The 25,047-nt window shown below is 72.2% G+C and carries 23 protein-coding genes; 12 read left to right on the top strand and 11 right to left on the bottom strand.

Features of this window, described 5'->3' with window-relative positions:
• Positions 1–222 precede the first annotated feature (222 nt).
• On the top strand, positions 223–408 hold the full coding sequence (locus H577_RS0101710) for a hypothetical protein (protein WP_029144484.1): 186 nt from the start codon (positions 223–225) through the stop codon (positions 406–408).
• A gap of 204 nt (positions 409–612) precedes the next feature.
• On the opposite strand, the gene H577_RS0101705 is transcribed toward H577_RS0101710, so the two are convergent.
• Both H577_RS0101705 and H577_RS0101700 read right to left on the bottom strand, forming a co-directional pair.
• A complete protein-coding gene (locus H577_RS0101705) occupies positions 613–1,140 on the bottom strand; it encodes a flavin reductase family protein (protein WP_051191589.1) in 528 nt (175 codons plus the stop codon).
• Between the two features lie 19 nt (positions 1,141–1,159).
• The gene (locus H577_RS0101700) at positions 1,160–1,510 is read right to left on the bottom strand and encodes a carboxymuconolactone decarboxylase family protein (protein WP_029144482.1); all 351 of its coding nucleotides are present in this window, start codon (positions 1,508–1,510) and stop codon (positions 1,160–1,162) included.
• 83 nt (positions 1,511–1,593) lie between these two features.
• On the opposite strand from H577_RS0101700, the gene H577_RS0101695 reads away from it, so the two are divergent.
• The gene (locus tag H577_RS0101695) at positions 1,594–2,451 is read left to right on the top strand and encodes a carbon-nitrogen hydrolase family protein (RefSeq protein WP_051191587.1); all 858 of its coding nucleotides are present in this window, start codon (positions 1,594–1,596) and stop codon (positions 2,449–2,451) included.
• Between the two features lie 21 nt (positions 2,452–2,472).
• Here H577_RS0101695 and H577_RS0101690 read toward each other — a convergent pair whose 3' ends face one another.
• Entirely contained in the window at positions 2,473–3,672 is a 1,200-nt protein-coding gene (locus H577_RS0101690; RefSeq protein WP_029144480.1) for an aminotransferase class I/II-fold pyridoxal phosphate-dependent enzyme, read from the bottom strand.
• A gap of 97 nt (positions 3,673–3,769) precedes the next feature.
• Between H577_RS0101690 and H577_RS0101685 the strand changes: the two genes are divergently transcribed.
• The 3 genes from H577_RS0101685 to H577_RS0101675 are packed head-to-tail and all read left to right on the top strand — an operon-like array spanning position 3,770 to position 8,393.
• Positions 3,770–5,491 (top strand): S1C family serine protease, encoded by a 1,722-nt coding sequence (locus H577_RS0101685; RefSeq protein WP_029144479.1) that lies wholly within the window; start codon positions 3,770–3,772, stop codon positions 5,489–5,491.
• Between the two features lie 41 nt (positions 5,492–5,532).
• Positions 5,533–6,951, top strand: a complete 1,419-nt coding sequence (locus H577_RS14715; protein WP_084515725.1) for a CDP-glycerol glycerophosphotransferase family protein — start codon at positions 5,533–5,535, stop codon at positions 6,949–6,951.
• Complete coding sequence (locus tag H577_RS0101675; protein ID WP_029144478.1) at positions 6,948–8,393, top strand: CDP-glycerol glycerophosphotransferase family protein; 1,446 nt, start codon at positions 6,948–6,950, stop codon at positions 8,391–8,393. Before H577_RS14715 ends, H577_RS0101675 begins: the two co-directional genes overlap by 4 nt.
• A 14-nt stretch (positions 8,394–8,407) precedes the next feature.
• Here the strand turns inward: H577_RS0101675 and H577_RS0101670 are convergent, their stop codons facing one another.
• The 6 genes from H577_RS0101670 to H577_RS0101645 all read right to left on the bottom strand — a co-directional run bounded on the left by H577_RS0101670 (position 8,408) and on the right by H577_RS0101645 (position 13,577).
• Complete coding sequence (locus H577_RS0101670) at positions 8,408–9,430, bottom strand: glycosyltransferase family 2 protein (RefSeq protein WP_051191657.1); 1,023 nt, start codon at positions 9,428–9,430, stop codon at positions 8,408–8,410.
• A gap of 93 nt (positions 9,431–9,523) precedes the next feature.
• The gene (locus tag H577_RS0101665) at positions 9,524–10,801 is read right to left on the bottom strand and encodes a DUF4192 family protein (RefSeq protein ID WP_029144476.1); all 1,278 of its coding nucleotides are present in this window, start codon (positions 10,799–10,801) and stop codon (positions 9,524–9,526) included.
• 243 nt (positions 10,802–11,044) lie between these two features.
• Positions 11,045–11,305 (bottom strand): hypothetical protein, encoded by a 261-nt coding sequence (locus tag H577_RS14710; protein ID WP_051191585.1) that lies wholly within the window; start codon positions 11,303–11,305, stop codon positions 11,045–11,047.
• A 47-nt stretch (positions 11,306–11,352) separates the two neighbouring features.
• Complete coding sequence (locus H577_RS0101655) at positions 11,353–11,652, bottom strand: hypothetical protein (RefSeq protein WP_029144475.1); 300 nt, start codon at positions 11,650–11,652, stop codon at positions 11,353–11,355.
• Positions 11,653–11,863: 211 nt separating this feature from the next.
• Positions 11,864–12,844 (bottom strand): hypothetical protein, encoded by a 981-nt coding sequence (locus tag H577_RS14705; RefSeq protein ID WP_245570306.1) that lies wholly within the window; start codon positions 12,842–12,844, stop codon positions 11,864–11,866.
• Positions 12,845–12,884: 40 nt separating this feature from the next.
• Positions 12,885–13,577 (bottom strand): phosphocholine cytidylyltransferase family protein, encoded by a 693-nt coding sequence (locus tag H577_RS0101645; RefSeq protein ID WP_029144474.1) that lies wholly within the window; start codon positions 13,575–13,577, stop codon positions 12,885–12,887.
• A gap of 189 nt (positions 13,578–13,766) precedes the next feature.
• Here H577_RS0101645 and H577_RS18010 point away from each other — a divergent pair, with 189 nt between their 5' ends.
• Genes H577_RS18010 through H577_RS0101630 form a run of 3 tightly spaced genes read left to right on the top strand, consistent with a single transcriptional unit; the run spans position 13,767 to position 17,812 of the window.
• On the top strand, positions 13,767–15,971 hold the full coding sequence (locus H577_RS18010) for an ABC transporter ATP-binding protein (protein ID WP_245570305.1): 2,205 nt from the start codon (positions 13,767–13,769) through the stop codon (positions 15,969–15,971).
• Positions 15,947–17,515: a hypothetical protein gene (locus tag H577_RS0101635; protein ID WP_029144473.1), complete on the top strand. Its 1,569-nt coding sequence runs from the start codon at positions 15,947–15,949 to the stop codon at positions 17,513–17,515. Before H577_RS18010 ends, H577_RS0101635 begins: the two co-directional genes overlap by 25 nt.
• A 30-nt stretch (positions 17,516–17,545) precedes the next feature.
• A complete protein-coding gene (locus tag H577_RS0101630) occupies positions 17,546–17,812 on the top strand; it encodes a DUF3039 domain-containing protein (RefSeq protein ID WP_029144472.1) in 267 nt (88 codons plus the stop codon).
• Positions 17,813–17,827: 15 nt separating this feature from the next.
• Here the strand turns inward: H577_RS0101630 and H577_RS0101625 are convergent, their stop codons facing one another.
• Complete coding sequence (locus H577_RS0101625; RefSeq protein ID WP_036283266.1) at positions 17,828–19,156, bottom strand: nicotinate phosphoribosyltransferase; 1,329 nt, start codon at positions 19,154–19,156, stop codon at positions 17,828–17,830.
• Between the two features lie 42 nt (positions 19,157–19,198).
• Between H577_RS0101625 and murI the strand changes: the two genes are divergently transcribed.
• The 4 genes from murI (at position 19,199) to H577_RS0101605 (ending at position 22,408) form a co-directional block, all read left to right on the top strand.
• Complete coding sequence (murI, locus tag H577_RS0101620; RefSeq protein ID WP_029144470.1) at positions 19,199–20,044, top strand: glutamate racemase; 846 nt, start codon at positions 19,199–19,201, stop codon at positions 20,042–20,044.
• The gene (gene rph / locus H577_RS0101615) at positions 20,041–20,781 is read left to right on the top strand and encodes a ribonuclease PH (protein ID WP_029144469.1); all 741 of its coding nucleotides are present in this window, start codon (positions 20,041–20,043) and stop codon (positions 20,779–20,781) included. The genes murI and rph overlap by 4 nt, the downstream gene beginning before the upstream one ends.
• Positions 20,778–21,374: an RdgB/HAM1 family non-canonical purine NTP pyrophosphatase gene (gene rdgB, locus H577_RS0101610; RefSeq protein ID WP_029144468.1), complete on the top strand. Its 597-nt coding sequence runs from the start codon at positions 20,778–20,780 to the stop codon at positions 21,372–21,374. The genes rph and rdgB overlap by 4 nt, the downstream gene beginning before the upstream one ends.
• A gap of 122 nt (positions 21,375–21,496) precedes the next feature.
• Complete coding sequence (locus tag H577_RS0101605) at positions 21,497–22,408, top strand: cation diffusion facilitator family transporter (protein WP_029144467.1); 912 nt, start codon at positions 21,497–21,499, stop codon at positions 22,406–22,408.
• A 30-nt stretch (positions 22,409–22,438) separates the two neighbouring features.
• Here the strand turns inward: H577_RS0101605 and H577_RS0101600 are convergent, their stop codons facing one another.
• Positions 22,439–24,973: an ATP-dependent DNA ligase gene (locus H577_RS0101600; RefSeq protein WP_029144466.1), complete on the bottom strand. Its 2,535-nt coding sequence runs from the start codon at positions 24,971–24,973 to the stop codon at positions 22,439–22,441.
• Between the last annotated feature and the right edge of the window lie 74 nt (positions 24,974–25,047).

Below are 25,047 nucleotides of genomic sequence, written 5' to 3'. Positions count from 1 at the left end.
CCTGCGCCGTCACGCCCGCTCGACGAAGCGGAGCACGGCGTGTGCGGGTAGTACGCGAGCCCATGGGCTTCGGTGCACGGGCTCGTGCCGCTGCATATCGGATGGGCCTTCAGGAGGATGTACTCCTCGAAGGTCGGGTACCTGTCGCTGCTGACGCGCAGGGCGCCGAGCTGCGTCCGACGACGAGCACGCGATCGGCTCGCCGCACGACGCTCGCAAGCCGTGGGGCGGGGCAACCGCAAAGAAGCCGCAAAGGAACTGTACCTTGAGCTGTTCAGGGAGCTGAAGGTCCCCGCGTTCGAGAACGAGCGGGCCCACCTGTGGCGCACCACGTTGCATTCGCTGTGCGGGAGCAACGTGCCCACGGCGGTGCTGGGCTCGCAGTTCGGCAACAGCGAGAAGATCTGAGCCGCGCACTAGACGGACGCCTCGGACCTGAGCTCCCTCGCTGATCAGGGGTTGAGCCGGTGGGCGTGAGAAGTGGACACAAGACTGGACACAAACGCGTCCGCTCAGCAATCCCGAAGGAGCCCGGCCGGGACCGGCCGGGGCGCTGGGGACCGTTGATATGATGCGGCAGCCCCCGCGCAGCGGCGTGTGTGCGGGCGTCGTTCAGCTCTGGTAGCGGCCGCGCCAGCGCACCAGCGGGCGTGCATCCCACGGCATCCGCTCGCTCATCGCGGTGACCTGCCCGACCACCAGCAGATGCGTCGCCGCCCGGTGCACGGCGTGCACCCGCAGGTCGAACCACGCCAGCGCCCCCTCGATCAGCGCCGGGCCGTGCGGGTCGCGGCGCAGGTGCGGCACCTGGTCGAGCAGCCCCACCAGGGGTGCGCCGGGCTCGCCGAGCCAGTCGGCGATGCGGCGCTGCCGGTCGGTGAGCAGACTCACCCCGAACCGCCCCGACGCGACGATCGCGTCGGCCACCCGCGACAGCTCGTACACGCTCACCAGCATCGTCGGCGGGTCGTACGACACCGACAGGTGGTCGGTGACGGTGACCGCGTGATCCCAGCGTCCGTCGTGCGCGGTCACCGCCGCCACCCCCTTCGCGGCCAGAGACGAGACCTGCTTGTACGCCTCTTGGTCGCCGAGGGTGGGGGTGGATGCCAGTACCCGCCCGATCGACGCGTCGTCCATGCCGGTGCCGCCTGGGAGCTCAGCCGTCGTGACGGTGGCCGTGCACCGCGTCCAACGCGTTCAGCGCGACCAGCGAGTGCGCGAAGGCACCGCCCGCGCGCATCTCGGCGGCGACCCAGATCGCCTCCATGATCTCTTCGTCGCTGGCGCCGGCGCGGGAGGCCTGCTTGGTGTGCCCGTCGATGCAGTACGGGCACTGCGTGACATGGGCGACCGCCACCGCGAGCAACTGCTTGGTCTTGGCGTCGAGCGCGCCGGGCGCGAACACCTGTGCGCTGAACGCCTCGAACGCCGCAGCGGTGTCGGGCACCAGCTCTGTGCGGCGACGAACCAGGTCGGGGGTGCGCTTCGGATACGGGGAATCGTTCATGTCGGTCCTTTCCGCGGCCTGTGGCCGCCTTCCCAGGCTATTGCCGGGTTGCCGGGTCGGGGCCGGGGCGCGAGGATGTGACCATGACCGATCGCGCCGACCCCGCAGCATCCGCCGCCCCGCCCGCCGAGGCGGAGTCGGACGGCGTGCCTGTGGGGGTGGTGCAGTTCGCGCCCACCGCCGAACCCGACGCGAACCTCGCCGAGATCGCCCGGCTGACCCGCCTCGCGGTGGGGCGGGGAGCACAGCTGATCGTGTTCCCCGAATACTCCAGCGCCTTCGTCGACCCCTTCGACGAGACCCTCGCCGCGCTCGCGCAACCGCTGGACGGTCCGTTCACCCGTGCGCTGACCGTCATCGCCGCCGAGCACGACGTGACACTGGTCGCGGGACTGCTCGAGCACGGCAACGACCCCGCCCGGGTGCGCAACACCGTCGTCGCCGTGGACGCCGGCGGGGTGCGTGCCACGTACCGCAAGCTGCACCTGTACGACGCGTTCGGGCAGCGCGAGTCGGACTGGGTCGAACCCGGCGAGCCCGGCTCACCCGAACTGTTCCGGGCCGGCGGGCTGACGTTCGGCATGCAGACCTGCTACGACCTGCGCTTTCCCGAGGTCACCCGCACCCTGGTCGACGCCGGAGCCGAGGCGGTGCTGGTGCCGGCGGAGTGGGTGCGCGGGCCGCTCAAAGAACACCACTGGCGTACCCTGCTGCAGGCGCGCGCGATCGAGAACACCGTCTACGTCGCCGGCGCCGACCACCCGCCGCCGCTGGGGGTCGGGCACTCGATGATCGTCGACCCGCAGGGTGTGTCAATCGCCGCGGTGGGCACCGGTACCGATGTCGCGGTGGCGCACCTGGACGGCGACGCCATCGACCGGGTGCGACGGGTGAACCCGTCCCTGGCGCTGCGCCGCTTCACGGTCACCCCGCGCGGGTGAGCCGATCGGGCCCGGGCGCGATCAGGCCAGCGCGCGCAGCCGCCGCGCCGCCTCGGCGATCACCTCGACCCGCTTGCACGCCGCGAACCGCACGAGGGTCGCATAGTCGCGGCGATGCGCGGCCGTCACGAACGCGGTCAGCGGGATGGCGACCACCCCGACACGCTCGGGCAGGGCACGGCAGAAGTCCGCGGCATCCCTCGCCCCGAGCCCTGCCGCATCGGCGAGGGTGAAGTACGAACCGGCCGCCGGCGACACGGCGAAACCGGCGTCACGCAGCCCGTCGGCGAGCAGGTCGCGCTTGGCGCGCAGGGTGTCGGCGATGCCGGTGAAGAACGCGTCGGGCAGGCGCAGCCCGGCGGCGATCGCGGGCTGGAACGGCGCGCCGCCTGCGTAGGTGAGGAACTGTTTGACCGCGAGCACCGCGTCGACCAGGTCGGCGGGGCCGGTCACCCAGCCGATCTTCCAGCCGGTGGTCGAGAACGTCTTGCCCGCCGACGAGATGCTCACCGTGCGCTCCCACGCCCCCGGCAGCGTCGCGATCGGTGTGTGCGGGCCGTCGAAGATCAGATGCTCGTACACCTCGTCGGTGACGATGAGTGCATCGTGCCGCTCGGCCAGCCGCACGATCTCGGCGCGGGTGGCAGCGTCCAGCACCGCACCGGTGGGGTTGTGCGGGTCGTTCACCAGGATCAGGCGGGTACGGTCGCCGACCGCGGCCCGCAGGTCGTCGAGGTCGGGTGCGAACGCCGGCGGGCGCAGCGGCACCGTGACCAGTCGGGCCCCCGACAGCGCGACACACGCGGCGTACGCGTCGTAGTACGGCTCGAACACCACGACCTCGTCGTCGGGCCCGTCGACCAGCGCCAGCAGCGTCGCGGCGAGCGCCTCGGTCGCTCCGGCGGTCACGAGCACGTTCCGCTGCGGGTCGGGCCGCAGCCCGTAGAAGCGGTGCTGGTGCTCGGCGATCGCCTCGCACAGTTCCGGGATGCCTCGGCCCGGCGGATACTGGTTGACCCCGTCGGCGATCGCCCGGCGTGCCGTCTCGAGCACGATGGCCGGCCCGTCCTCGTCGGGGAAGCCCTGACCGAGGTTGATCGCACCGGTGCGCACGGCCAGTGCGCTCATCTCGGCGAAGATCGTGGGCGCACTGCGCCCGTCTTCGCCGAGCAATCCGGCTCCTTCGGCCACTCGCCGCCACGCTCCCGCACGCTCTTGCACGCGATCCACGTTACCCGCATAGAGTCATCCCAATCTCGGCATAAGCAACGCACAGAAACGCCCGTCATGCTGGCACTGTCAGCCAGAAGGAGCACCCATGAGCGAGAACCAGGACCTTCGTCCCGAGAACATTCCCGCGGCCCCCGCCGCGCCCGACGCGGCGCCCGCACAGCCGGTGACGCCGGTGCCCGATGCAGCTGCCACCCAGAGCTCTCCCGCGGCTCCCGCCGCCGGGTCCCAGGACGCGGCCGCACCGGCCGACCGGAGTGTCTCGGGGCAGCAGCCCGCGTCGACACCGAGCACCCCCGCGGCGCCCGCCGTGCCCGCACAGCCCGTGCCCACGGCATCCACGTCCGCCGCACCGGCGTCACCCGCGCAGCCGGCGGCCCCCGCGGCCACGCCGGCGTCACCCGCACCCGCCGCGCACGCCGGCACCGGGGCGCCGGCCGCAGCCGCGGCAGCCACGCCCGGCGCACCGCAGACCCATCCCACGCTGCCGTACCCGGGAGCGGGCTTCGGTGTTCCGCCGCAGCCGACTGCGCCCACCCAGCCCGTACCGCCGATCGCCGGCAACGGCTCGGGCTTTGCGGCGGCGGGCGCCGCCACCGCGGCGACGGGCCAGAAGAAGTCCGGCGCCGGCAAGATCGCCGGGCTGCTCGTGGCGGCGGCGATCGTCGGCGGCGCGGCGGGCATCGGCGGCGCCTGGGCGGGCTCCGCGCTGTGGGGTCCGGTCGACGGCTCGTCGGCCTCGAGCCCGAGCGTGGTCACCGTCAACAACCCCGACAGCGTCAACGCCACCACGGCGATCGCGGCCAAGGTCGTGCCGAGCGTGGTCACCATCGACGTCTCGTCGGGCAGCGGCACCGGCGGCACCGGGTCGGGCGTCATCCTCAGCAAGGACGGCTACGTGCTCACCAACACGCACGTGGTCACCCTCGACGGCGAGACCGGCCACCCCACCATCTCGGTCACCACCAGCGACGGGCACATCTACCAGGCCCGCATCGTCGGCACCGACCCGGTGTACGACCTCGCCGTGATCAAGCTCGAGGGCGCGAGCGACCTCACACCGATCACATGGGGCGAGGCCGACAAGCTCAACGTCGGCGACCAGACCGTCGCCATCGGCGCGCCCCTCGGCCTGTCGAACACCGTGACGACCGGCATCGTGAGCGCTCTGAACCGCTCGATCGAGATCTCGTCGTCGGCCGCGCCCGAAGGGAGCGGCGGCGACGAGGGCGACGGCGGGCAGAACGGTGAGAGCCCGTTCTTCTTCGACTTCGGTCAGCAGCAGCAGAGCCCGCAGACCAAGGAGTCGATCAAGATCGCGGTCATCCAGACCGACGCGCCGATCAACCCGGGCAACTCGGGAGGAGCCTTGGTCGACGCCCAGGGGCGGCTGGTGGGCATCAACGTCGCCATCGCCTCGACCGGCTCGTCGTCGTCGGGCCAGAGCGGCTCGATCGGCGTCGGGTTCGCGATCCCGTCCGACGTGGCACACCGGGTCGCCGAAGAGATCATCAAGGACGGCAAGGCCACGCACGGACTGCTGGGGGCCACGGTCCGCGATGCGGCCGCCGTGCAGGGCGCGACCATCACCGGCGCCGAGATCGCCGACGTCACCGCCGACGGCGCGGCCGCCAAGGCGGGGCTGCGCCAGGGCGACATCGTCACCGCGTTCAACGGCACGCCGATCTCGGGTGCGGTCGACCTCACCGCCCAGGTGCGGGCGGCGGCGGCCGGCAGCAAGGCCACGGTCACCTACGTGCGAGACGGCGCCACCCACACCGTCGACGTCACCCTCGGCACCCTCAAGTAGGCGCTGCAAAACCGGACGCCACCCCGCGATAGGCTCGCGGGGTGGCGTCTTTCTCGTTCGGTGCGGGCAACGCGGCAAAGCTCCTCCGCATCCCGTTGTACGCCGCCGGGCGGCTGGCCACACTCGTGATCCCGCGCACCGCCGACGAGTGGGTCTTCGGTTGCGGCGTCGGCATCGGCGACGGTGCTCTGGCGATGTGGGACGAGGTGGCCGCACACGGCCACCGGGCCGTCTGGCTGGTGTCGGACGAGCGGGCCGCGCGCGACGCGGCAGCCCGCGGCATCCCGACTGTGCGCACCGGATCGCTGCGCGGCTTCTGGCGCACCGCCCGCGCGCGCGTCGCGGTCGTCACGCACGGGTTCGGTGACGTGAACCGCTACGCGATCGCGGGGGCGTTCATCGTGCAGCTGTGGCACGGCATCCCGCTCAAGCGCATCGGCATCGACTCACCCGAAACGGTGCAGCTGCCCGGACCGATGCGACGGATGCCGCCGGCCGCGCTGTTGCGCCGGCTGCTGGCCGTCGCCTACCGGCGCACGACGCGCCAGATCGACCTCATCCCCGCGGCATCCCACCTGGTGCGCGGGCGGCTGGAATCGGCCTTCTCGTTGCCGGACCGGTGCGTGCCGGTCACCGGCGAGCCGCGGGTGGACGTGCTCTCGCGCGGCGACGCCGCCACGCGCCGGCACCGCGCGCGGCACCGGATCGAGCAGGTCGTCGGCGAGGTCGGCGATCGGCGGCTCGTGCTGTACGCGCCGACGTGGCGCGACGGCGAGGCCGATCCGGCCGTGCCGGACCCGGACGAATGGCGGCGGATCGTCGCCGTGCTGGAGCGGCACGACGCGGTGCTGCTGGTGCGTTCGCACCCTCTCGGCGCGGGCGGGTACACGCCGCCGGTGGCCACGACGCGGGTGCGGGCGCTGGGCAGCGACCGCGTGGTCGACGCCACACCGTTGCTGTCGGGGATCGACGTGCTGGTGACCGACTATTCGTCGATGGCGTTCGATGCCGCGCTCGTGCCGGTGCCGGTGGTGTGGTTCGCGCCCGATCTTGAGTCGTACCTCGCCCGCCGCGGCATGTACGGCACCTACGCCGAGGTCGCCGGATCGGACTGGGCGACCGACTGGGCGGGCACGCTCCGGCAGCTGGACGCGGTGCTCGGCGACGACGCCGAACGCGCCATGCGGGTGCGGCAGGCCGCCGCGCTCGGCGCGCACGTGCATGCGTACGCCGACGGGTGTAACACTCAGCGGGTGTACCAGGCGGTGCAGGCGCGGCTGACCGGTGACCGCACGCGGCGGGATGCCACGGGGCGCACGCGGCGGGGTGCCACGGCCCGTGCGCGGCGGGATGCCGCCGGCCGTGCGCGACGGGATGCCGCGGGCCGTGCGCGTCGGGATGCCGCGGGCCGTGCGCGACGGGATGCCGCGGGCCGTGCGCGCCGGGGAGGACGGGGATGATCCAGGCACGGTTCCAGACGCAGCCGGCCCCCGCGCTCGTGCTGACCGGAACGGGGGCGAGACCTGCCGCGGTGCGGTTGGAGGGCCCGCGTGCACACACGGTCGCCCGGCTGCGCGGTCGCGGTCGCACCTGGACGGCGGTGGTGCCGCTGCAGGCGTCGCGGTGGGGCGGGCCGTTGCTGCCGGTGCCGACCGGTGCCTATCGTGTGCACATCGACGGCGAGCACGGCGCCGAGCCGCTCGACGCGCAACTGCCCGAGACGATGCTGGGTGGCCTACGCGCGCGGCTCGACGGTGACACCGTGCAGGTGGGGCCGCCGCTGGACCCCGCCTATGCGTCGGGGGAGGGACAGGCCGCGCTCGAGCGCCGCTACGTCAACCGCCGCACCGACCGGCTTGAGAACGCGGTGTTCTTCGAGAGCTTCTACGGGCGCAACGCCGGCGACAACCCGCGGGCGATCGACCGTGAGCTGGCGCGCCGCGCGCCCGACGTGCAGCGGTACTGGAGCGTGGTCGACCTGTCGGTCGCGGTGCCCGACGGCGCCATCCCGGTGGTCGAGGGCAGCCCGCAGTGGTGGCGCGCGCGAGGCGCGGCCCGGCTCCTGGTGGTCAACGACTGGTTGCGTCGGCGCTTCGAACGCCGACCGGGACAGCGGGTGGTGCAGACCTGGCACGGCACACCGCTGAAGCGTCTTGCGCTCCACCGCGGCTTCGCGCCGCGACGGGCCGTGGCGGTGGTGCGCGAGGCGCGGCGCTGGGACGTGCTGCTCGCGCAGAACCCGTACGCCGAGCACATCCTGCGCCGCGCCTACGCGTTCGGGCGACGGCCGATCTGGGTGGAGGGGTACCCGCGCAACGACCTTCTCGTGACCGGCGATGCGGCACCGGTGCGTGCGGCGCTGGGGATCGGGCCGCACGAGCGGGTGCTGCTGTACGCGCCGACGTGGCGCGACGACCGCGAGCGGATGGTCGACTTCCTCGACCTGACGATGCTGGCCGAGCGCACCGGCGCCGTCGTGCTGGTGCGCGGCCACTCCCGCACCCTGCTGCCGGGGGCGGACGCCGCGGGCCCGCGCGTGATCGACGTGACCGGGTACCCGGATGCCGCACCGCTGATGCTGGCCGCCGACGCACTGATCACCGACTATTCGTCGGTGATGTTCGATTTCGCCGTCACCGGCAAGCCGATGTATTTCCATGTGCCCGACCTGGAACGCTTCCGTGGTGAGCTGCGCGGGTTCTACTTCGACCTGGCGGCACACGCCCCCGGCCCGTTGGTGCGCACCGACGCCGAGTTGATCGCCGCGATCGACGCCGCGGACCAGACGCCCTATGCGCACAGGTACGCGGCGTGGCGCGCGCGGTTCACCGCGCGTGAGGACGGGCATGCCGCCGAGCGCGTGGTGAACCGCATCCTCGACCAGGGCTTCGTGACACGGTAGCGAGGTCCACGCGGCTAAGGCAGCGGTGTGTTCCGGTCGTCGACCCGGGAGGTGTCGACGGTGCCCGACGCCCCCGCCAGCAGCCCGGCGTAGAAGCCGGCGCCCCAGCACAGGTGCATGGTGGGAAGCACCGCGAGCGTCCACAGCCGGTCACGCCAGCCTCCGCCTCGCGGCGCTGAAGCCAGACCGAGCACGAGCAGCGCGTACGCGACGATCGGCAGGTACACCGCCGACGCGATCAGCGCGCCGACGCCCGTGAGCACGTGACCTGCCTGCAGGATGCCGATCAGCATGGCCAGCACGATGACGGCGACCAGCGCGGGCGGTGCGAAGAACCGCAGCGCATTGCGCCGACCGTAGCGGCGCACCAGTTCACCCCGCCACGCCCCGGTGGCGCGGAACTGGCGGGCAAGGCGCATCCAGCTCTCGCGCGGCCAGTACGTCACCGACAGGGCCGGGTCGAACCAGACGCGGTACCCGGCGCGACGGATCCGCAGGTTCAGTTCCCAGTCCTCGCCCCGGCGGATCGACTCGTCGAACATGCCCACCTCGTCGAGGACGGAGCGTCGCATGACGCCCAGGTACGCCGACTCGGCCGCTCCGGCGTGTGCGCCGCCGTGGTAGGCGGCACCGCCGAGACCGACCGGCGAGTTGTAGGCGCGGGCGACCGCGCGCTGGAACGGGGTGCGTCCGTCGGCGCGCATGACACCGCCGACGTTGGCTGCGCGGGTGCGGGCGAGGATCGTCAGGGCGGTGCGCGTATAGCCGTCCGACAGTTCGGAGTGGGCGTCCACGCGCACCACGGTGGGGTACCGGCTCGCACGGATGGCACGGTTCAGGCCGGTGGGGATGTCGACGTCGGGATTGTCGACCAGCACGATCCGCGGGTCTGTGGCCGCAAGCCGCCGTGCCAGCTCGGTGGTGCCGTCGACGGAGGGGCCGAGAGCGAGTACGAGCTCGGTGGGACCGTCGACGTCCTGGGTGAGCACGGTGCGCACCGCCTGCTCGAGGTAGGCCTGCTCGTTGAGCACCGGCATGACGAACGACACACCGGCGCCGGGCGGCGGTACCGGGGCGTCCCGGTGTCCTGCCGTGTCGTCCTGCACCAGTCGATCATGCCATGACCCGCCTCATCGCCGTGCCGCACGGCGGCGGGCACGCTCGGCCTTGTGCGCACGGCGGCGGGCCAGTGACGCGGCATCCGACCTGCTTCGGGCATCGCGGGTCGCGACGCGGTCGTTGTGCATGCGGAAGATCCATTCCGGCAGCCGACCGCCCCCGATCAGCATGCGTACGTTCTGCGCCATGCGGTGGTCGGGGTCGATGCGCAGCGCGGTGTCGATGTGGATACCGGCGGGCGTGCCTTCGCCGATCGCCCAGTGCAGCCACGCCAGCATGCACAGCAGGTCGGGGCGCAGGTCGACGCTCAGGTGCGCGACGACATGGCGGAGGATCTCGATCCCGCGGCGGATGCGGTCGACGTCGGGAACCTGATCGCCCAGACCGAGCAGCAGGGTGCCGGGCCCGTCGTGCAGCACGGCGGGGTCGGCGTCGATCGCGCATCGGACTTCGTCGTCCATGCTGCGCCCCGACTCGCGGCAGCGCTGGTGCCATCGGTCGGAATCGGCCCGCGCGCGCACGCCGATCTCGCGGCCGAACGCGATCTGCAGGGTCATCTCGTCGCGCCGCGCGGGCAGCATGGCCAGCGCGGCCAGCCCGGTCAGCTGCGGGAACGGGACGGCGTCGGGCTCGTGGGCGAGCAGCCGTTCGACGAGCTCGACGCCATCGGGCAGCTCGGCCGGCATCATCCGCCCGAACGCGTCGCTGCGCACACCGTCCACGAGCAGGTCTTCGACCGCCGCGACCAGACGGGCGGCAAGGGCCGGATCAGGGTCCGGGAGCACGGCGACGGCGCGGTGCGGGGCGAGCGCGCGGCCACCATCGGCTTGTGCGGCTTGGGCGGCGAGGGGATTGTCGTCGATGTCGCTCAGCGGATGACCGTCGAACGGTGCCTCGTCGTCGTACCAGCTGGCGTAGCCGTCGGCCGCGACGCACAGGGCGTCTTTCACCCGGAACCCCGCAGCCTCCAGTGCATCGCCCATCACGCGTACCGACTCGTCCCAGGCTGCGTAGGCGACGGGGAACGTGTCGCCGGTGTAGACCGCGATGGCCGCGCCGTCGCATTCGGTCAGGCGGCTGAGCATGCCGACGGCCACCGCGGCCAGTCCTTCGGCCCAGGCCTGGTCGTCGGGGCCCTGTAGGTCGAGCCGGATCACCGACATCGTCCGCTTGCCACGGAACGGGACGATGACCAGGCTCTCGCTCAGGGTGTGGCCGGCCAGGACCGGCAGGATCGCCAGCAGATCGGCGCTGGTGCGGGATCTCAGGATGGTGGGTTCTGTGCTCATGCCCCCATCGTGGTGGTGCCCGGTCGCGTCGTGGGGGCCGGGACCCGGATCCGTGGAGAACTCGCCACCGACCCCGGGCTGTGGAGGAGTCGGCGCCACCCCGCCTGCGCCGGGCGCGCATGGCGGCGCCGCACCGCCGGCGGGCCGGAATGACCCACGCGTCGGAACGTCAGGCTCGATCGGTCCGCAGCCCCACAGTCGGTCGGGCCCGCAGGCGGATCAGTCCTGCTCGTCTGTCTGAAGTCAGGCGTCCGTGTGAGATGAGGCGTCCGTCTGAGATGCGGCGTCCGTCTGGGATGCGGCGTCCGTCGGAGATGTGGCATCCGCGTGGGATGTGGCATCCGTCACCGGCACGTCGATCGTGATCGAGGTGCCGCCGGCGATGGCGAACGGGTCGACCGGCGTCGCCTCGAGCAGTTCGGCCTCGTTCCGCGGGCGCAACGGTTCGGACGGCAGCCCCGCCCATTCGATCGTGGATTCCGGGCGCGATGCGAAAAGACCCATGACGCCATTGTGCCTCGACCCGTCGGACGGTGGGGCCGACCGGCCGATCACATGCGGAACGCCCAGGTCAGCTCGGCACCGTCTTCGGGCCGGAACCACAACAGCCGCACGAGTGGGTGGGCGTCGTGCGCACAGACGCACAATTCAGCGGTCTCGCCCGGCAGCATCTGCCCCCAGTGCGCGATCGCGGCCACCCGACGCCGACCGGGCGGCCTCGCGTCGACGACCGCCTGGACGAAGTCGACGGGGTGCTGCCCGGTGTGGGTGACGAGCGCATGGGTGTCGTACAGGCGGTCGACCCGCCAGGGCAGGGCCGCCGCCCGGTCGCGGTGGTTGTCTCGGAGCATGGCGCACACGGTACGAGCCGGCGCCGACGCAGACGGGACGTGCCGGGCTGCGCAGGTCGGGCATTGTGGATGTCGACCCAGAGGCCGGATGTGGGGAGGAATCGGCGCGATCTACCACGGCGCCGGTGGGTCCTGCCGAACGAGCGCCCCGGACATGCAGGTCGGGCACACCGGCTCGCTCCGTCGGCGGACGGCGAGGATGCCCCGTGGATCAGCGCTCGTGTGCGCCGCCGCCGCCCGAGCCGCGGCCGATCGTGCCGGCGGCGGAGCGCGCGACGTTCACCGCCCCCACCACCGCGGTACCGGCCGCGCCGGCCACCGAGCGTCCCACAGCGGCCGCGCCGGTCACGGCCACTCCGGCCGCCCCGGTAACCGCTCCGCTCGCCCGGCGCAGCCCGTGGGCGACCGAGTGCTCGACGCGGCGCGCACCCGGACGCGGTTCGATCTCGGCCGGAAGGACGACAGGTGGCATCCCGAACGCCCGACGTGACCCGACGACGACGCGGCGGCCGAGGATGCCGTTGCCGACGCCGCCGATGGCCGCACCGACCCCGAACGGCATCGCCTTGCCGACCCACGACGCGCCGCCCACGGTGGCGAAACGACGGATGAACGCCGTCTTCAGCCTGTCGACGAGCGGTCCGACTGCGGCACGGGGGAGCGAGGTGGTGATCAGTTCGCCCCAGTACGCGCTGCGCGCCGGGCCCGTGCCGGTGGCCTGACGCGCCAGTTGCGTGACCAGCTGGACACCTTCGGTTCCCAGCATGAGCGTGAGCACCAGTGCACGGGCGCGGTCGGGGTTCTCGACGCGGATGCCGTGCACCTCGGCCATCGACTGGGCGAACAGTGCGGTGGCCTCCATGAACGCCACCGTCTCCACGCCCCCCAGTGCGAGGGTCACGCCGGTGGTCACCCCGGGAATCACCGCCGTCGCACCGACCGCGGCGCCCCCGGTGGCCACCGCCGCCAGGTAGCGGCGTTCCAGGATCCGTACGATCTGTGCGGCCGTGGCATCCGGATGCCGCAACCGGATGCTGCGCAGGTGCGCCAGCACCGCCGGGCGCTGGACGGCCAGTACCCGATCCAGCGCGCGGATCAACCGGGGGTGCTCGCTCGACCCCTCGGGCGGCAGCCCACCCGCCCACGGCGCATCGGCCGGGAGCGAGTCGATGCGGTGCACCTTCTTCGACATCAACGCCGATCCTAGATCGCGCAGGTGCGCGCCGGGGCGATCAGACGTACAGGTTCGCGCGCTCGAGGTCTTCGGCGAAGTCGACCTCGACGGCGAACAGGTCCGAGATGTCCAGGGGCAGCAGCTTCAAGCCGTCTTCGGCGATCGCCAGTTCGAGGCCCCGCTCGAAGTAGTCCTGGTCGCCGACCCGGTGCAGCTGACGGATCAGGGCCTTCTTGTCGGCGCGTGAGATGTAGTTGATGCCGACGGCCTCGCCGATACCGCCCTGGACGGTCTTCGACAGCTCGTGGATGCAGCCGTCGGCGGCGATCGTGTACTTGACCTCTTCGTCGCTGACCTTCGCGGTGTTGACCGTCACGAACGAGCGGTCCTGCTCGATCAGCGAGATCGCCCGGCCGAGGATGCGCGGGTCGAAGACGACGTCACCGTTCATCCACAGCACCCCGGACCGGCCGGTCGCCACGAGCGCTCGCAGCAGACTCTTGGACGTGTTGGTCTGGTCGTAGCGGTCGTTGTAGACGTAGTCGGCGTCCGGAAAGGCCTCGACGATCGTCTCGGCGCGGTAGCCGACGACCGTGGTGATGCGCACGTCGTCGCCGAACGCGGCATGGATGTTGTCGTGCTGCTGGCCCATGATCGTGCGGCCGTCGTTCAGTCGCGTGAGCGGCTTGGGCAGGCTCCGGCCGAGGCGGGAACCCATGCCGGCGGCGAGGATGACGGTCTGAAGTGCCACGATCAACTCCTGGAGGGTCTGTCTGGGGAATCCGGCGCAGGCCGGAAAGACACCTCGTCGTGCTCTGTTCATGGTAGCGAACGACCGCCGAACGGCCTGGGAAGGGCCGGTGACGTTGCGGTTTCGTGATCAAGCGCACGGGAACCTCACAGGAACACCCGTGGGGGATGCGCTTGATACCGTGGATCGGTGACAGCCTCACTGCCGCTTCCGCAGGACCCTCGCCACGGCGAGGAGGATGCCGTGAACGCCGCAGAGTCCAGCGGTCCGGTACCCGTGCCGCCCCGCCCCTCGGTGTCGGCGGCCGAGGCGGCGCGCAGGCTGCAGCAGGCGCATGCCGCATCGGGTGGCGACGCCGTCACGTCGGACGAGGATGCCACTGAGGGCGGGGCGGCTGGGCCGCGCACGAGCTCGAAGGGTTCCCGCACGCCGAGGGCGACGAAGGGTTCCCGACCGTCGTCCGCGCGCGGTGCGACAGCGCGCGGTGGCACAAAGGCCCCGAACACCAAGAGCGTCGGCGGCGCGGGCGCGACCAGCGGTGGCGCGAAGACGACCGGGGCGGGCGCGCAGAAGACCGGTGCCGCGGCGAAGACGACCGGTGCGGCGGCGAAGACGACCGGGGCGGCCGCGAAGGCGACCGGAGCGTCCGGTAAGACGGGTGGGGCTACCGGAGCTGCGGGGAAGGCGACCGGTGCGGCCGCGAAGAAGGCCGGTGCTGCGGGGAAGGCGGCCGGGGGCAAGCGCACCACCGCCGGCGCCGCACGGACGCCGAAGAAGCGCACGCCCGCGACATCCACGACGCAGCCCACGCCCGCAGTCGTGTCGGATGCCGCCGGCGAGCAGGACGAACTCAAGATCCCGCCGAAACCGCCGGCACCCGTTCCGATGCCCCCGCCGCTGCCGCCTCGGCCCGAGGACGCACCCGTCGCCGCCGAGCCGGACACCGTGACCTCCGATGCCTCCGATGAAGAAGGCTCCAGCAAGGCGGGAACGCAGATCTCAGGAACCACGCGTGAGACCACGGCGACCGGGACACCTGAGCGCTCCGAGGCGGTGACCAGTCAGTCGGCCGACTCGCTCACCGGCACCGCGTCCGAGTCCGGCGACCATGTCGCCGATGCCGAGGCTGCGCCCGTCGGCACGGATGACGGCCAGGTCGTGGCCGTCACAGCGAGTGAGCCGGATGCGTCCCCTCTCCCGTCGGCGACCGGCGGCACGGAAGTCGCCACAGGTGACGACGCGGAGCCCGAAGCATCCGTCGACGACGAGACCGCGGCATCGGTCGACGAGCAGTCCGCGGCAGCGCTCGTCGCCGACGAGCAGGCCGGAGCATCCGTTGAGGCGCAGCCCGAAGCATCCGGCGACGATGAGTCCAAGGTATCCGTCGACGACGAGTCCGCGGCGTCGGCCCACGCGCAGCCCGCAGCAGCGCCGGTTGCCGACGAGCAACCCGAAGCTCCCGTCGCCGACACGCAACCCGAAGCACCCGTCGCCGAGGAGCAATCCGAAGCACCCGTCGCCGAGGAGCAACCCGAAGCACCCGTCGCCGACGAGCAGGCCGAGGCATCCGTCGACGACGCGCAGGCCGAGGCATCCGTCGTCGACATCGGTGATGAAGCCGCGGCAGACAGCGCGCAGCCGGCCCTGGCGGTGCGCGGCCTGGTCAAGTCGTTCTCGGGTACGGCGGCGGTCGGCGGCATCGATCTGACCGTGCCGGCCGGTACCTTCTATGGTCTGGTCGGTCCCAACGGTGCGGGCAAGACCACCACGCTGTCGATGATCGCGGGGCTGCTGCGGCCCGACCAGGGCAGCATCCGCATCAACGGCATCGACGCCGCCGCACACCCCCGTGACGCGAAACGCCTCATCGGTGTGCTGCCCGACCGGCTGCGCACCTTCGACCGGCTCACCGGCCGGCAGCTGCTGTACTACTGCGGTGTGCTGCGCGGACTCGACCCCGCCCTCGTGCACACCCGCACCGCCGACCTCGCCCGCGCGTTCGACCTCGGCGACGCGCTCGGCCGCCGGGTGTCGGACTACTCCGCCGGCATGACCAAGAAGGTCATGCTGGCCGGCGCGATGATCCACTCGCCGCGGTTGCTCGTGCTCGACGAACCGTTCGAGGCCGTCGACCCGGTCTCGGCCGCGGTCATCCTCGACATCCTCGGCGCCTACGTCCGGCACGGTGGCACCGTCATCCTCTCCAGCCACGGCATGGAGATGATCGAACGGGTCTGCACGCGGGTCGCGGTGCTGGTGGGCGGGCAGGTGCTCGCCGAGGGTCCGGTCGACCAGGTACGCGGCGAGCTCACCCTCGAACAGCGTCTGGTGCAGCTGACCGGCGGACTGTCGGACGTGGAGGGCCTGGAGTGGTTGCACACGTTCTCGGGCTGAGGCTGCGCATGCTCGTCGCCGGGCTGTACGGCGACGCCCGCCAGGTCGCGCGTACGGCGCTGAAGCTCGTCGTCCTCGCCGCGGCGACGGCGATCGGATGCTGGGGCCTGCTGTCCGAACGCGGTGGCACGGCCGAGGTGGCCATGGTCGTCACCGTGCTCGGCGGCAGCGCACTCACGCTCGGTTTCGCCGCGGCCCCCCTGGTGGCGGGGACCGTCGACCCACTGGATGCGCGACGGTTCGCCGTCTTCGACATCCCCGCCGCACCGCTCGCCGGCGCCCTGGCGCTGGCCGGCGTGATCAGTGTGCCGGTCGCCGCGATCACCGCCCTCGCCGTGTGCGCCGTGGTGCTCTGGCAGGCACTCGGCGTCCCGTGGCCGCTTGCCGCCCTCGGCGCCGTGCTGGGAGTGCTCACCTGTGCGCTGCTGGCGCGGGTCTGCGCGGCGCTTGCCGCCCTGTTCCTGCGCGAGCGTCGATCCCGCGAGCTCACCGGGCTGTTCGTGCTCGCGATCCTCGTCGTCGTCGTGCCGGTCGGCGTGTTCCTCGCCTCGCTGCAGTGGGGCGGTGCCGTGCCGCAACAACTCGTGCAGGCGGCGCGCATCCTCGGCGACAGCCCGCTCGGCGCCGCCTGGGCGATCCCCGCACGCGCCGCCGACGGGCCCGGCGCGCTCGCCGCGTGCATCAGTATCGCCGTCGGCACGGTCGTCGCCCTGGCGGCCGGCTGGGCGGCACTCGTGCACCACGCGCTGCACAGCGTGGAACGCCCGGTCGTCGCCCGCGGAAGCGGTCGGCTCGGCTGGTTCGCCGTCACTCCGGGCACCCCCGGCGGTGCGATCGCGGCGCGCAGCCTTCTCTACTGGCTGGGCGACCGCCGCTACCTGGTCAACCTCCTGGTCATCCCGCTCGCCGGCCTTTTCGCCATGGTGCCGCTGCTGATCGTCGGGGTGCCGGTCTCGACGGTCGTGCTGTTGCCGGTGCCGATCATGGCCCTCTTCTTGGGATGGCTGCCGCACAACGATCTCGCGTACGACTCGACCGCCATCTGGTTGCACCTGGCCTCGGGCGTGCGCGGCATCTCGGACCGGATCGGCCGGCTGGTTCCGGTGACCGTGGTGGGGGTGCCGCTGTTGGCGGTCACCGTGCCGATCGCCATCGCCGTGCACGGGCGGTGGTCGCTGCTGCCGGCGCTGGTCGGAGTGTGCGCGAGCCTGTTCCTGTGCGGCCTGGGCCTGTCGAGCATCTCGTCGGCGCTCGCGCCCTACCCGGTCACCCGCCCCGGAGACAGTCCGTTCCGCCAGCCCGAGCGCTCGGGCGCACTGCCCGCTCTCGCCCAGGCGCTCGTGCTGCTGGGGACACTCGCGCTCTCGGCGCCGGCACTGGGGTGGGGCGTGCTCGCGTTCGCCTCCGACATCTCATACGCGCCGTTCGCGCTGTGGGGCGGGCTGGTCGTCGGGCTGCTCGTGCTCGCCGTCGGGGTGGCGGCCGGGTCGGCCGTGTTCGAGCGCCGCGGGCCGCGCCTGCTCGAGTTCGCCGAATCGGCCTGACCGACACGGCCCGCGATTACACTGGGCGAAATGAGCACCCCGATCGACCAGCCCGACAGCGGGGGAGTGGCGACCCTCGACCGCGAGCTCGAAGAGCTGCTGCGCGAAGAGCACATCGAGCCGGGCGACCACGAGCGCTTCTCGCACTACGTGAAGAAGGAGAAGATCCTCGAGTCGGCGCTCACCGGCAAGCCGGTGCGGGCGCTGTGCGGCAAGAAGTGGACCCCGGGTCGCGACCCCGAGAAGTTCCCGGTGTGCCCCGCCTGCAAAGAGATCTACGAGTCGTTGCGCGGCTGATCCTGACCGCCCGCCTCACCCGGCGTCGACGTAGACGGTCGGGATCGCCGGGTCGGCCCGGCTGAGCGCGAGCGCGCGCACCGGCAGTTCCTCACGGACGCGCGCGTGGTGGACGCGGGCCGCTGCGACACCGGCGACGCCCTCGAACGCGGCATCCGGCTCGCCGTCGTGCACCAGCGTCACCTGCAGCGGCCGGGCGTCGGGATGCTGCGCAGGCGTCTCGACCTGTTCGAACCCGTCCGAGACGGCGATGAGCTCCTGGGTGGCGGTCCCCGCGTCCAGCGTGCGGAACGCCGCCTTCCGTCCGCCCTTCGACACCTTGTCGGTCGAGGTCTTGGCCACCGCCACCCACGACCCGTCGGCGGCCTGCCGGGCCACCAGCTTGTAGACCATGCCCGCCGTCGGCGTGCCCGAACCGGTGACCAGCGAGGTACCGACCCCGTACGAGTCCACCGGGGCGGCGGCGAGCGTCGCGATCGCGTACTCGTCGAGGTCGCTGGTCACCGTGATCTTCGTTCCCGTCGCGCCCAGCTCGTCCAGCTGCGCCCGCACCTCAGCGGCGACGATCGGCAGGTCACCCGAGTCGATGCGCACCCCGCCGAGGTCGGTGCCCGCCACTCGCACCGCCGTGGCGACCCCCTCGCGGATGTCGTAGGTGTCCACCAGCAGCGTGGTCTGCGTGCCCAACGCCGCGATCTGTGAACGGAACGCGTCTTCTTCAGTGTCGTGCAACAGGGTGAACGCGTGGGCGGCTGTGCCCATGGTCGGGATGCCCCAGGCCCGGCCCGCCTCGAGGTTGCTGGTCGCGTCGAAACCGGCGATGTAGGCGGCCCGGGCCGCAGCCACGGCGGCGTGCTCACCGGTGCGCCGCGATCCCATCTCGGCCAGCGGCCGGTCGCCGGCGGCGATCGACATGCGGGCCGCCGCCGTGGCCACAGCCGAATCATGGTTCATCACGCTCAGCGCGATCGTCTCCAGCACCACGGCCTCGGCGAACGAGCCCTCCACGGTGAGGATCGGCGAGCCCGGAAAGTACAGCTCGCCCTCGCGGTACCCGGTGATCGTGCCGCCGAAGCGGTAGTCCTCGAGAAAGCGCACGGTGGTGGCATCCACCACCCGGTCATCGCGCAGATGCCGCAACTCGTCGTCACCGAAACGGAACTCGCGCAGCAGGTGCAGCAGCCGTCCGGTACCGGCGACCACGCCGAACCGGCGGCCGCCCGACAGTCGGCGCCCGAACAGCTCGAACACGCACCGACGTGTGGCGGTGCCGTCCCGCAGGGCGGCCTCGAGCATCGTGAGCTCGTAGCGGTCGGTGAACAGGGCGGTGCTGCGCGTGCTCATGCCGGTCAGCCTACCGGGCACGCGCGGGTAGGCTGGGGGACTGTGAACGACGCGCCGATCGGCATCTTCGACTCCGGGGTCGGCGGTCTCACCGTCGCCCGTGCGATCTCGGCACTGCTGCCGCGTGAGTCGCTGCGCTACATCGGCGACACCGCACATTCGCCCTACGGCCCCAAGCCGATCGCCGATGTGCGCCGGTACGGGCTCGAGGTGCTCGACACCCTCGTCGACCAGGGCGTGAAGATGCTCGTGATCGCCTGCAACACCGCGTCGGCGGCGCTGCTGCGCGACGCGCGGGAACGCTACGACGTGCCGGTCGTCGAGGTGATCGGCCCGGCCGTACGCACCGCGATGTCGACCACCCGCAACGGGCGGGTGGGTGTCATCGGTACCGACGGCACGATCGGGTCGGGCGTCTATCAGGACATGCTCGGCGTGAACGAACGGCTCACCGTGTTCACCCGGCCGTGCCCGCGGTTCGTGGAGTTCGTCGAGGCGGGCGTCACCGACACCCCCGAGGTGCTCGCCGTCGCCGAGGACTACTTGGCGCCGCTGCGGCATGCCGGCGTCGACACCCTCGTGCTCGGCTGCACGCACTACCCGTTCCTCGAGGGGGCGATCAGCTACGTCATGGGGGCGGAGGTGTCGCTGGTCTCGAGTGACACCGAGACGGCCAAAGACGTGTACCGCCAACTGGTCTCGCGCGATCTGCTGGCCGGTCCCGCCGCCGACGCACACCACGAGTACGAGGCGACCGGCGACTCCGCTCAGGACTTCCTGAGCCTGGCGCACCGCCTGATGGGCCGGGAGGTACGCACCGTCACGCTCGTGCAGACCGGCGTGATCGACCTGCCGCAGCACGCGGCATCCACCCGAGGAGAGAGATGACCGACGTGATCCGCGCCGACGGGCGCACCCCGGACCAGCTGCGCCGGGTGACGATCGAACGCGGCTGGAGCGCCCAGGCCGAAGGGTCGGCCCTGATCGCCTTCGGCGGCACCAAGGTGCTGTGCACCGCGTCGTTCACGGGCGGCGTGCCGCGGTGGCTGACCGGCAAGGGCAAGGGGTGGGTGACCGCCGAATACGCGATGCTCCCGCGTGCGACCAACACCCGCAACGACCGTGAGTCGGTCAAGGGACGCATCGGCGGGCGCACCCACGAGATCTCACGACTGATCGGCCGCGCCCTGCGCGCGGTCGTGGACACCAAGGCGCTGGGCGAGAACACCATCGTGATCGACTGCGACGTGCTGCAGGCCGACGGTGGCACCCGCACCGCCGCGATCACCGGGGCGTACGTGGCGCTGGCCGATGCGATCGCGTGGGGGCGCGAGAAGAAGTTCATCGCGCAGCGCAGCGACGTGCTGCTCGATTCGGTCTCGGCGGTCTCGGTCGGGATCATCGACGGTGAGCCCATGCTCGATCTGGCATATGTCGAGGACGTACGCGCCGAGACGGACATGAACGTCGTGGTCACCGGCCGTGGCCTGTTCGTCGAGGTGCAGGGCACCGCCGAGGGCGCGCCGTTCGACAAGCGTGAGCTGGACGCGCTGCTCGAGCTCGGCATGAACGGGTGCGCGCAGCTGCGCGAGCTGCAGCGGGCGGCGCTGGAGGCGGCCTCATGACCCGGGCGGTGTTGGCCACCCACAACCCGCACAAGGTCACCGAGTTCGCACAGATCGTCGCGGCATCCCGCCCCGACTTCGAGCTCATCGGCTACGACGGGCCGGAACCGATCGAGGACGGCGTCAGCTTCGCCGACAACGCACTCATCAAGGCTCGGGCGGCGTGCGCCCACACCGGTCTACCGTCGTTCGCCGACGACTCCGGGGTGTGCGTGGACGTGCTCGGCGGAGCACCCGGCATCTTCTCGGCGTACTGGGCCGGGCACGCCAAAGACCCGGTCGCCAACCTGCACCTGCTGCTCGACCAGATCAGCGACATCGCCGACCCGCACCGCACCGCACACTTCACCTCGGTCATCGCCCTGGTGCTGCCCGGCGGCGACGAGCATGTCGTCGAGGGCATCTGGCCGGGCCGCATCGCCACCGCCCCGCGGGGCGACGGCGGGTTCGGTTACGACCCGATCTTCATCCCCGACGACCAGCCCACCGCGACAGAGCGAACCGTCGGCGAATGGACCGACGACGAGAAGGCCGCCCACTCGCACCGGGCCCGGGCGTTCCGCGCACTCCAGCCGCTGCTGGCCCTGCTGTAGGCACGCGCACCGGGCCCGGTATCCGGGCGTGCGCGCGGCGGCCACGGATGATGAGAATCAGCATCATTCCCGACTGGACCGCGCGGGCCGGGTCGTGGCATCCGTCGCCGTAGCCTGAAGGCATGCACGACCACGCCCCCACCGGCATCCGCGGCGCCGACAACCGGCGCCTGCTGGCGATCTCGCTGGCGATCACCTCGTCGGTCATGGTCGTGCAGGTGGTCGGGGCCGCCGTGTCGGGATCGCTCGCGCTGCTCGCCGACGCCGCGCACATGTTCACGGATGCCGCGGCCCTGGTGATCGCGCTGATCGCGAGCATCGTGGCGGCCCGGCCGGCCAACGACCGGCGCACCTTCGGATATCAGCGCGCCGAGGCGCTGGGCGCCCTGCTGAACGGCGCGATCCTGCTGGTGCTGTCGGTGTGGGTGGCGGTCGAGGCGGTGCTGCGCCTGGTCCACCCCGCCGACGTGGATGTCGCAGGCGTGCCGATGCTGGTGGTCGCCGTGATCGGGCTGTGCGCGAACGGGGTGGCGATGTGGTTGCTGTCTGCCGCGCAGAAGGGGAGCCTGAACGTGCGCGGCGCGTACCTCGAGGTGATGGGCGACCTCATCGGATCGGCCGCGGTGATCGCCGCCGCGATCGTCGTGCTGCTGACCGGGTTCATGCCCGCCGACGCGATCGCGTCGCTGCTGATCGCGGCGATGATCGTGCCACGGGCGATCACGCTGCTGCGCGAGGTGATCTCGGTGCTCGGCGAGTCGGCGCCGCGCGACGTGCATGTGCGTGAGATCCGCGACCACATCCTGGCCACCCCCGGTGTGCGCGGTGTCCACGACGTGCACGTGTGGCAGCTCACCCGCGGGGCTCCGGTGTTCAGCGCGCACGTCGTCGTGGACGAGGCGACGCTGCGCGAGGGGCGCACCGGTGACATCCTCACCCGGTTGCAGGGATGCCTCGCCCATCACTTCGACGTCGACCACTCCACATTCCAGCTCGAGCCCGCCGGTCACGTCGAGCACGACCCCCACGCGTGAGCCGGGCCCGGCAGGTTGCACGGTCGCCGGTCAGGACTCGAAGCGCACCTCGGCGGGGGACTTGTCGGGACGCAGGCCCCGCCAACGGGCGTGGCGCAGGATGCCGCCGGGGCTGAACTCGGCGAACTCCACCTCGGCCACCAGCTCCGGCCGCACCCACAGCGCGTCCGCGGCGGCGGCGGCCGGCACCCCAACGAACGGGTTGCGGTCCTCGCGCAATGGCTGCAGCATCCCGTCGAGCCGGGCCAGCTCGCTCTCGCTGAACCCGGTGCCCACCCGGCCCGCGTACCGCAGGCCGTCCGGCGACGGCAGGCCCACCAGCAGCGACCCGATCCGCCCGGTGCGCCCACCCCGCCCGGGCCGGATGCCGCCGATCACCACCTCCTGCGCGGTCGTGAACTTGACCTTGAGCCACTCATCGGTGCGCGCTCCGGGCCGGTACCGGGAGGCCGGGTTCTTGACCACGATCCCCTCCAGGCCCAGGCGGCGGCTCAATGAAAGGGCCTCGTCCACATCGGTCAGCTGCGGCGGCACCGCGACCGGTGCGGGCGCGGAGCCGGCGATCTGCTCGAGCAGGCGGCGACGCTCGGTCAACGGCCGGGCGGTGAGGTCGGCGCCGTCGGCCTGCAGCAGATCGAACAGGTGGTAACGCACCGGCGTCAGCTGTCGCTGCGCCTCGATCTGGGCGGGCTTGGTCAGGTGCATCCGGTTCTGCAGGCGGGTGAAGCTCGGGCGTCCAGTGGCATCCAGCGCCACGATCTCGCCGTCGACGACGGCGGATGCCGCGTCCAGCCGCACGGTGCCGTCGCTGAGCTCGGGATAGCGCGCGGTGATGTCGGTGCCGCTGCGGGCGTAGAGCCGCAGCCGCTGCCCGTCCCACACGCCGATCGCACGGATGCCATCCCACTTCAACTCCGCCCACGGCTGCCAGCGTTCCGCCGCGCGCCGGGCGATCGCGGGCGTGGCGGCGGTCGCGAGCATCGGCGCCCGCGCAGCCGCAGGAGCGGGCGCGGATCCGGGGCCACCACGTTCGGCTCCGGCGTGGGCGCGATCGCCCTGACCTGCGGCACCGTCGCCCTGCGCCACGGTGTCGTCGGCGTGGGCCCGATCGCCCTGCCCCGCGGCACCGTCGGCCTGCGCCGAGGCGGTGACCGGCGTGCCCGCCGCCTGCGGGCGGCCCGAGGCATCCGTCTTGGTGCGGTGCAGCAGCCAGCTCGACTTCTCACCCGACCCGGTGGTGCGGATCAGGGCGATGCGCACCGTGCCCAGCGGCCCGCCCGGCCGGCCGTGCAGCGTGGCGATGATCTCGTCGTCGCGCCACTTCTCGAGGTCGTAGCGGCCGTCGTCCCAGATCGTGACGGTGCCGGCCCCGTATTCGCCGCGGGGGATGGCGCCTTCGAACGAGCCGTACTCCAGCGGGTGGTCCTCGGTCATCACGGCCAGGTTGTTGCGGTCGGACGTCGGCGGCACGCCGCGCGGCACCGCCCAGCTGACGAACACGCCGTCGTGCTCGAGCCGCAGGTCCCAGTGCAGCCGTCGGGCATGGTGCTCCTGAATCACGAACCGGGGCGGCTGTCCGGGCGGCGTGGGAGCGGCCAATGGGTCGTCCGGCACCGGCTCGGGCGTGCGCGCCGGGTCACGCTTGGCGATGTACGCCGACAGGGGGCCGGATGCCGCGACCCGGCCGCCGGCGCGGAACCCGAGCACGCCCATCGGGTCGCCGAGGCGTTCGGCACGCTCGAGCACCGTGCGATAGTCCAGCTGCGCCAGGTGCGGGTCGTCGAGCTCGTCCCAGGTGCGCGGTGCGGCGACGGTGGGGTGGGCCCGGCCGCGCAGCGAGTACGGGGCGATCGTCGTCTTGGCGGCGTTGTTCTGGCTCCAGTCGATGAACACCCGGCCGTCGCGCAGCTGCTTCGACATCCGGCTCACCACGAGATCGGGATGGTCGGCCTCGAGCGCGCGCGCCAGCTCGCGCGCCACCGCCGACGCCTCGTCGCTGGTGTGGGTGCCGTCGAGGCCGGCATACAGGTGGATGCCCTTGCTTCCGCTGGTGACCGGGAAGGCGTCCAGCCCCATGTCGGTGAGCACGGCGCGCACCCACCGGGCGACCTGCGCGCAGTCGGCAAGTCCCGTCCCCGGGCCGGGGTCGAGGTCGAACACCATCCGGTCGGGCCGGCCGCGGTCGCCGGCGGGCGTGAACCGCCACTGCGGCACGTGCAGCTCGAGGCTCGCCATCTGCGCGAGGTACACCAGCGTGGCGACGTCGTCGACGAGCGGATACTCCTTGGTGCCGGTCGAGTGCAGGATCGGCAGCCGCCGCACCCACGGGGGTGCGCCGCGCTCGAGCGCCTTGACGAAGAACGGCTCGGCCTCGACCCCGTCGGGCCAGCGCTTGCGGGTGACGGGCCGGTCGGCGATGTGTGGGATCAGCAGCGGCGCGATGCGCGTGAGATAGTCGATCACCTCGCCCTTGGTGGTGCCGGTGGCGGGGTACAGCACCTTGTCGAGGCGGGTGAGCCGCAGCCTGCGCCCGCCGATCTGCACCGTCTGGGCCTCGTCCGGCATGGCACCATCCTGCCGCGAACCGCGCCCAGGCGCAGTGAGCGCGCTGTGCGGGGGCGACGGGGAGCGGGCGGGAT

This window comes from Microbacterium luticocti DSM 19459 (assembly GCF_000422405.1).
Lineage (GTDB): Bacteria > Actinomycetota > Actinomycetes > Actinomycetales > Microbacteriaceae > Microbacterium > Microbacterium luticocti.
The sequence above is the reverse complement of the archived record's forward strand: the minus strand, read 5'-3'. Positions and strand labels throughout refer to the sequence as shown.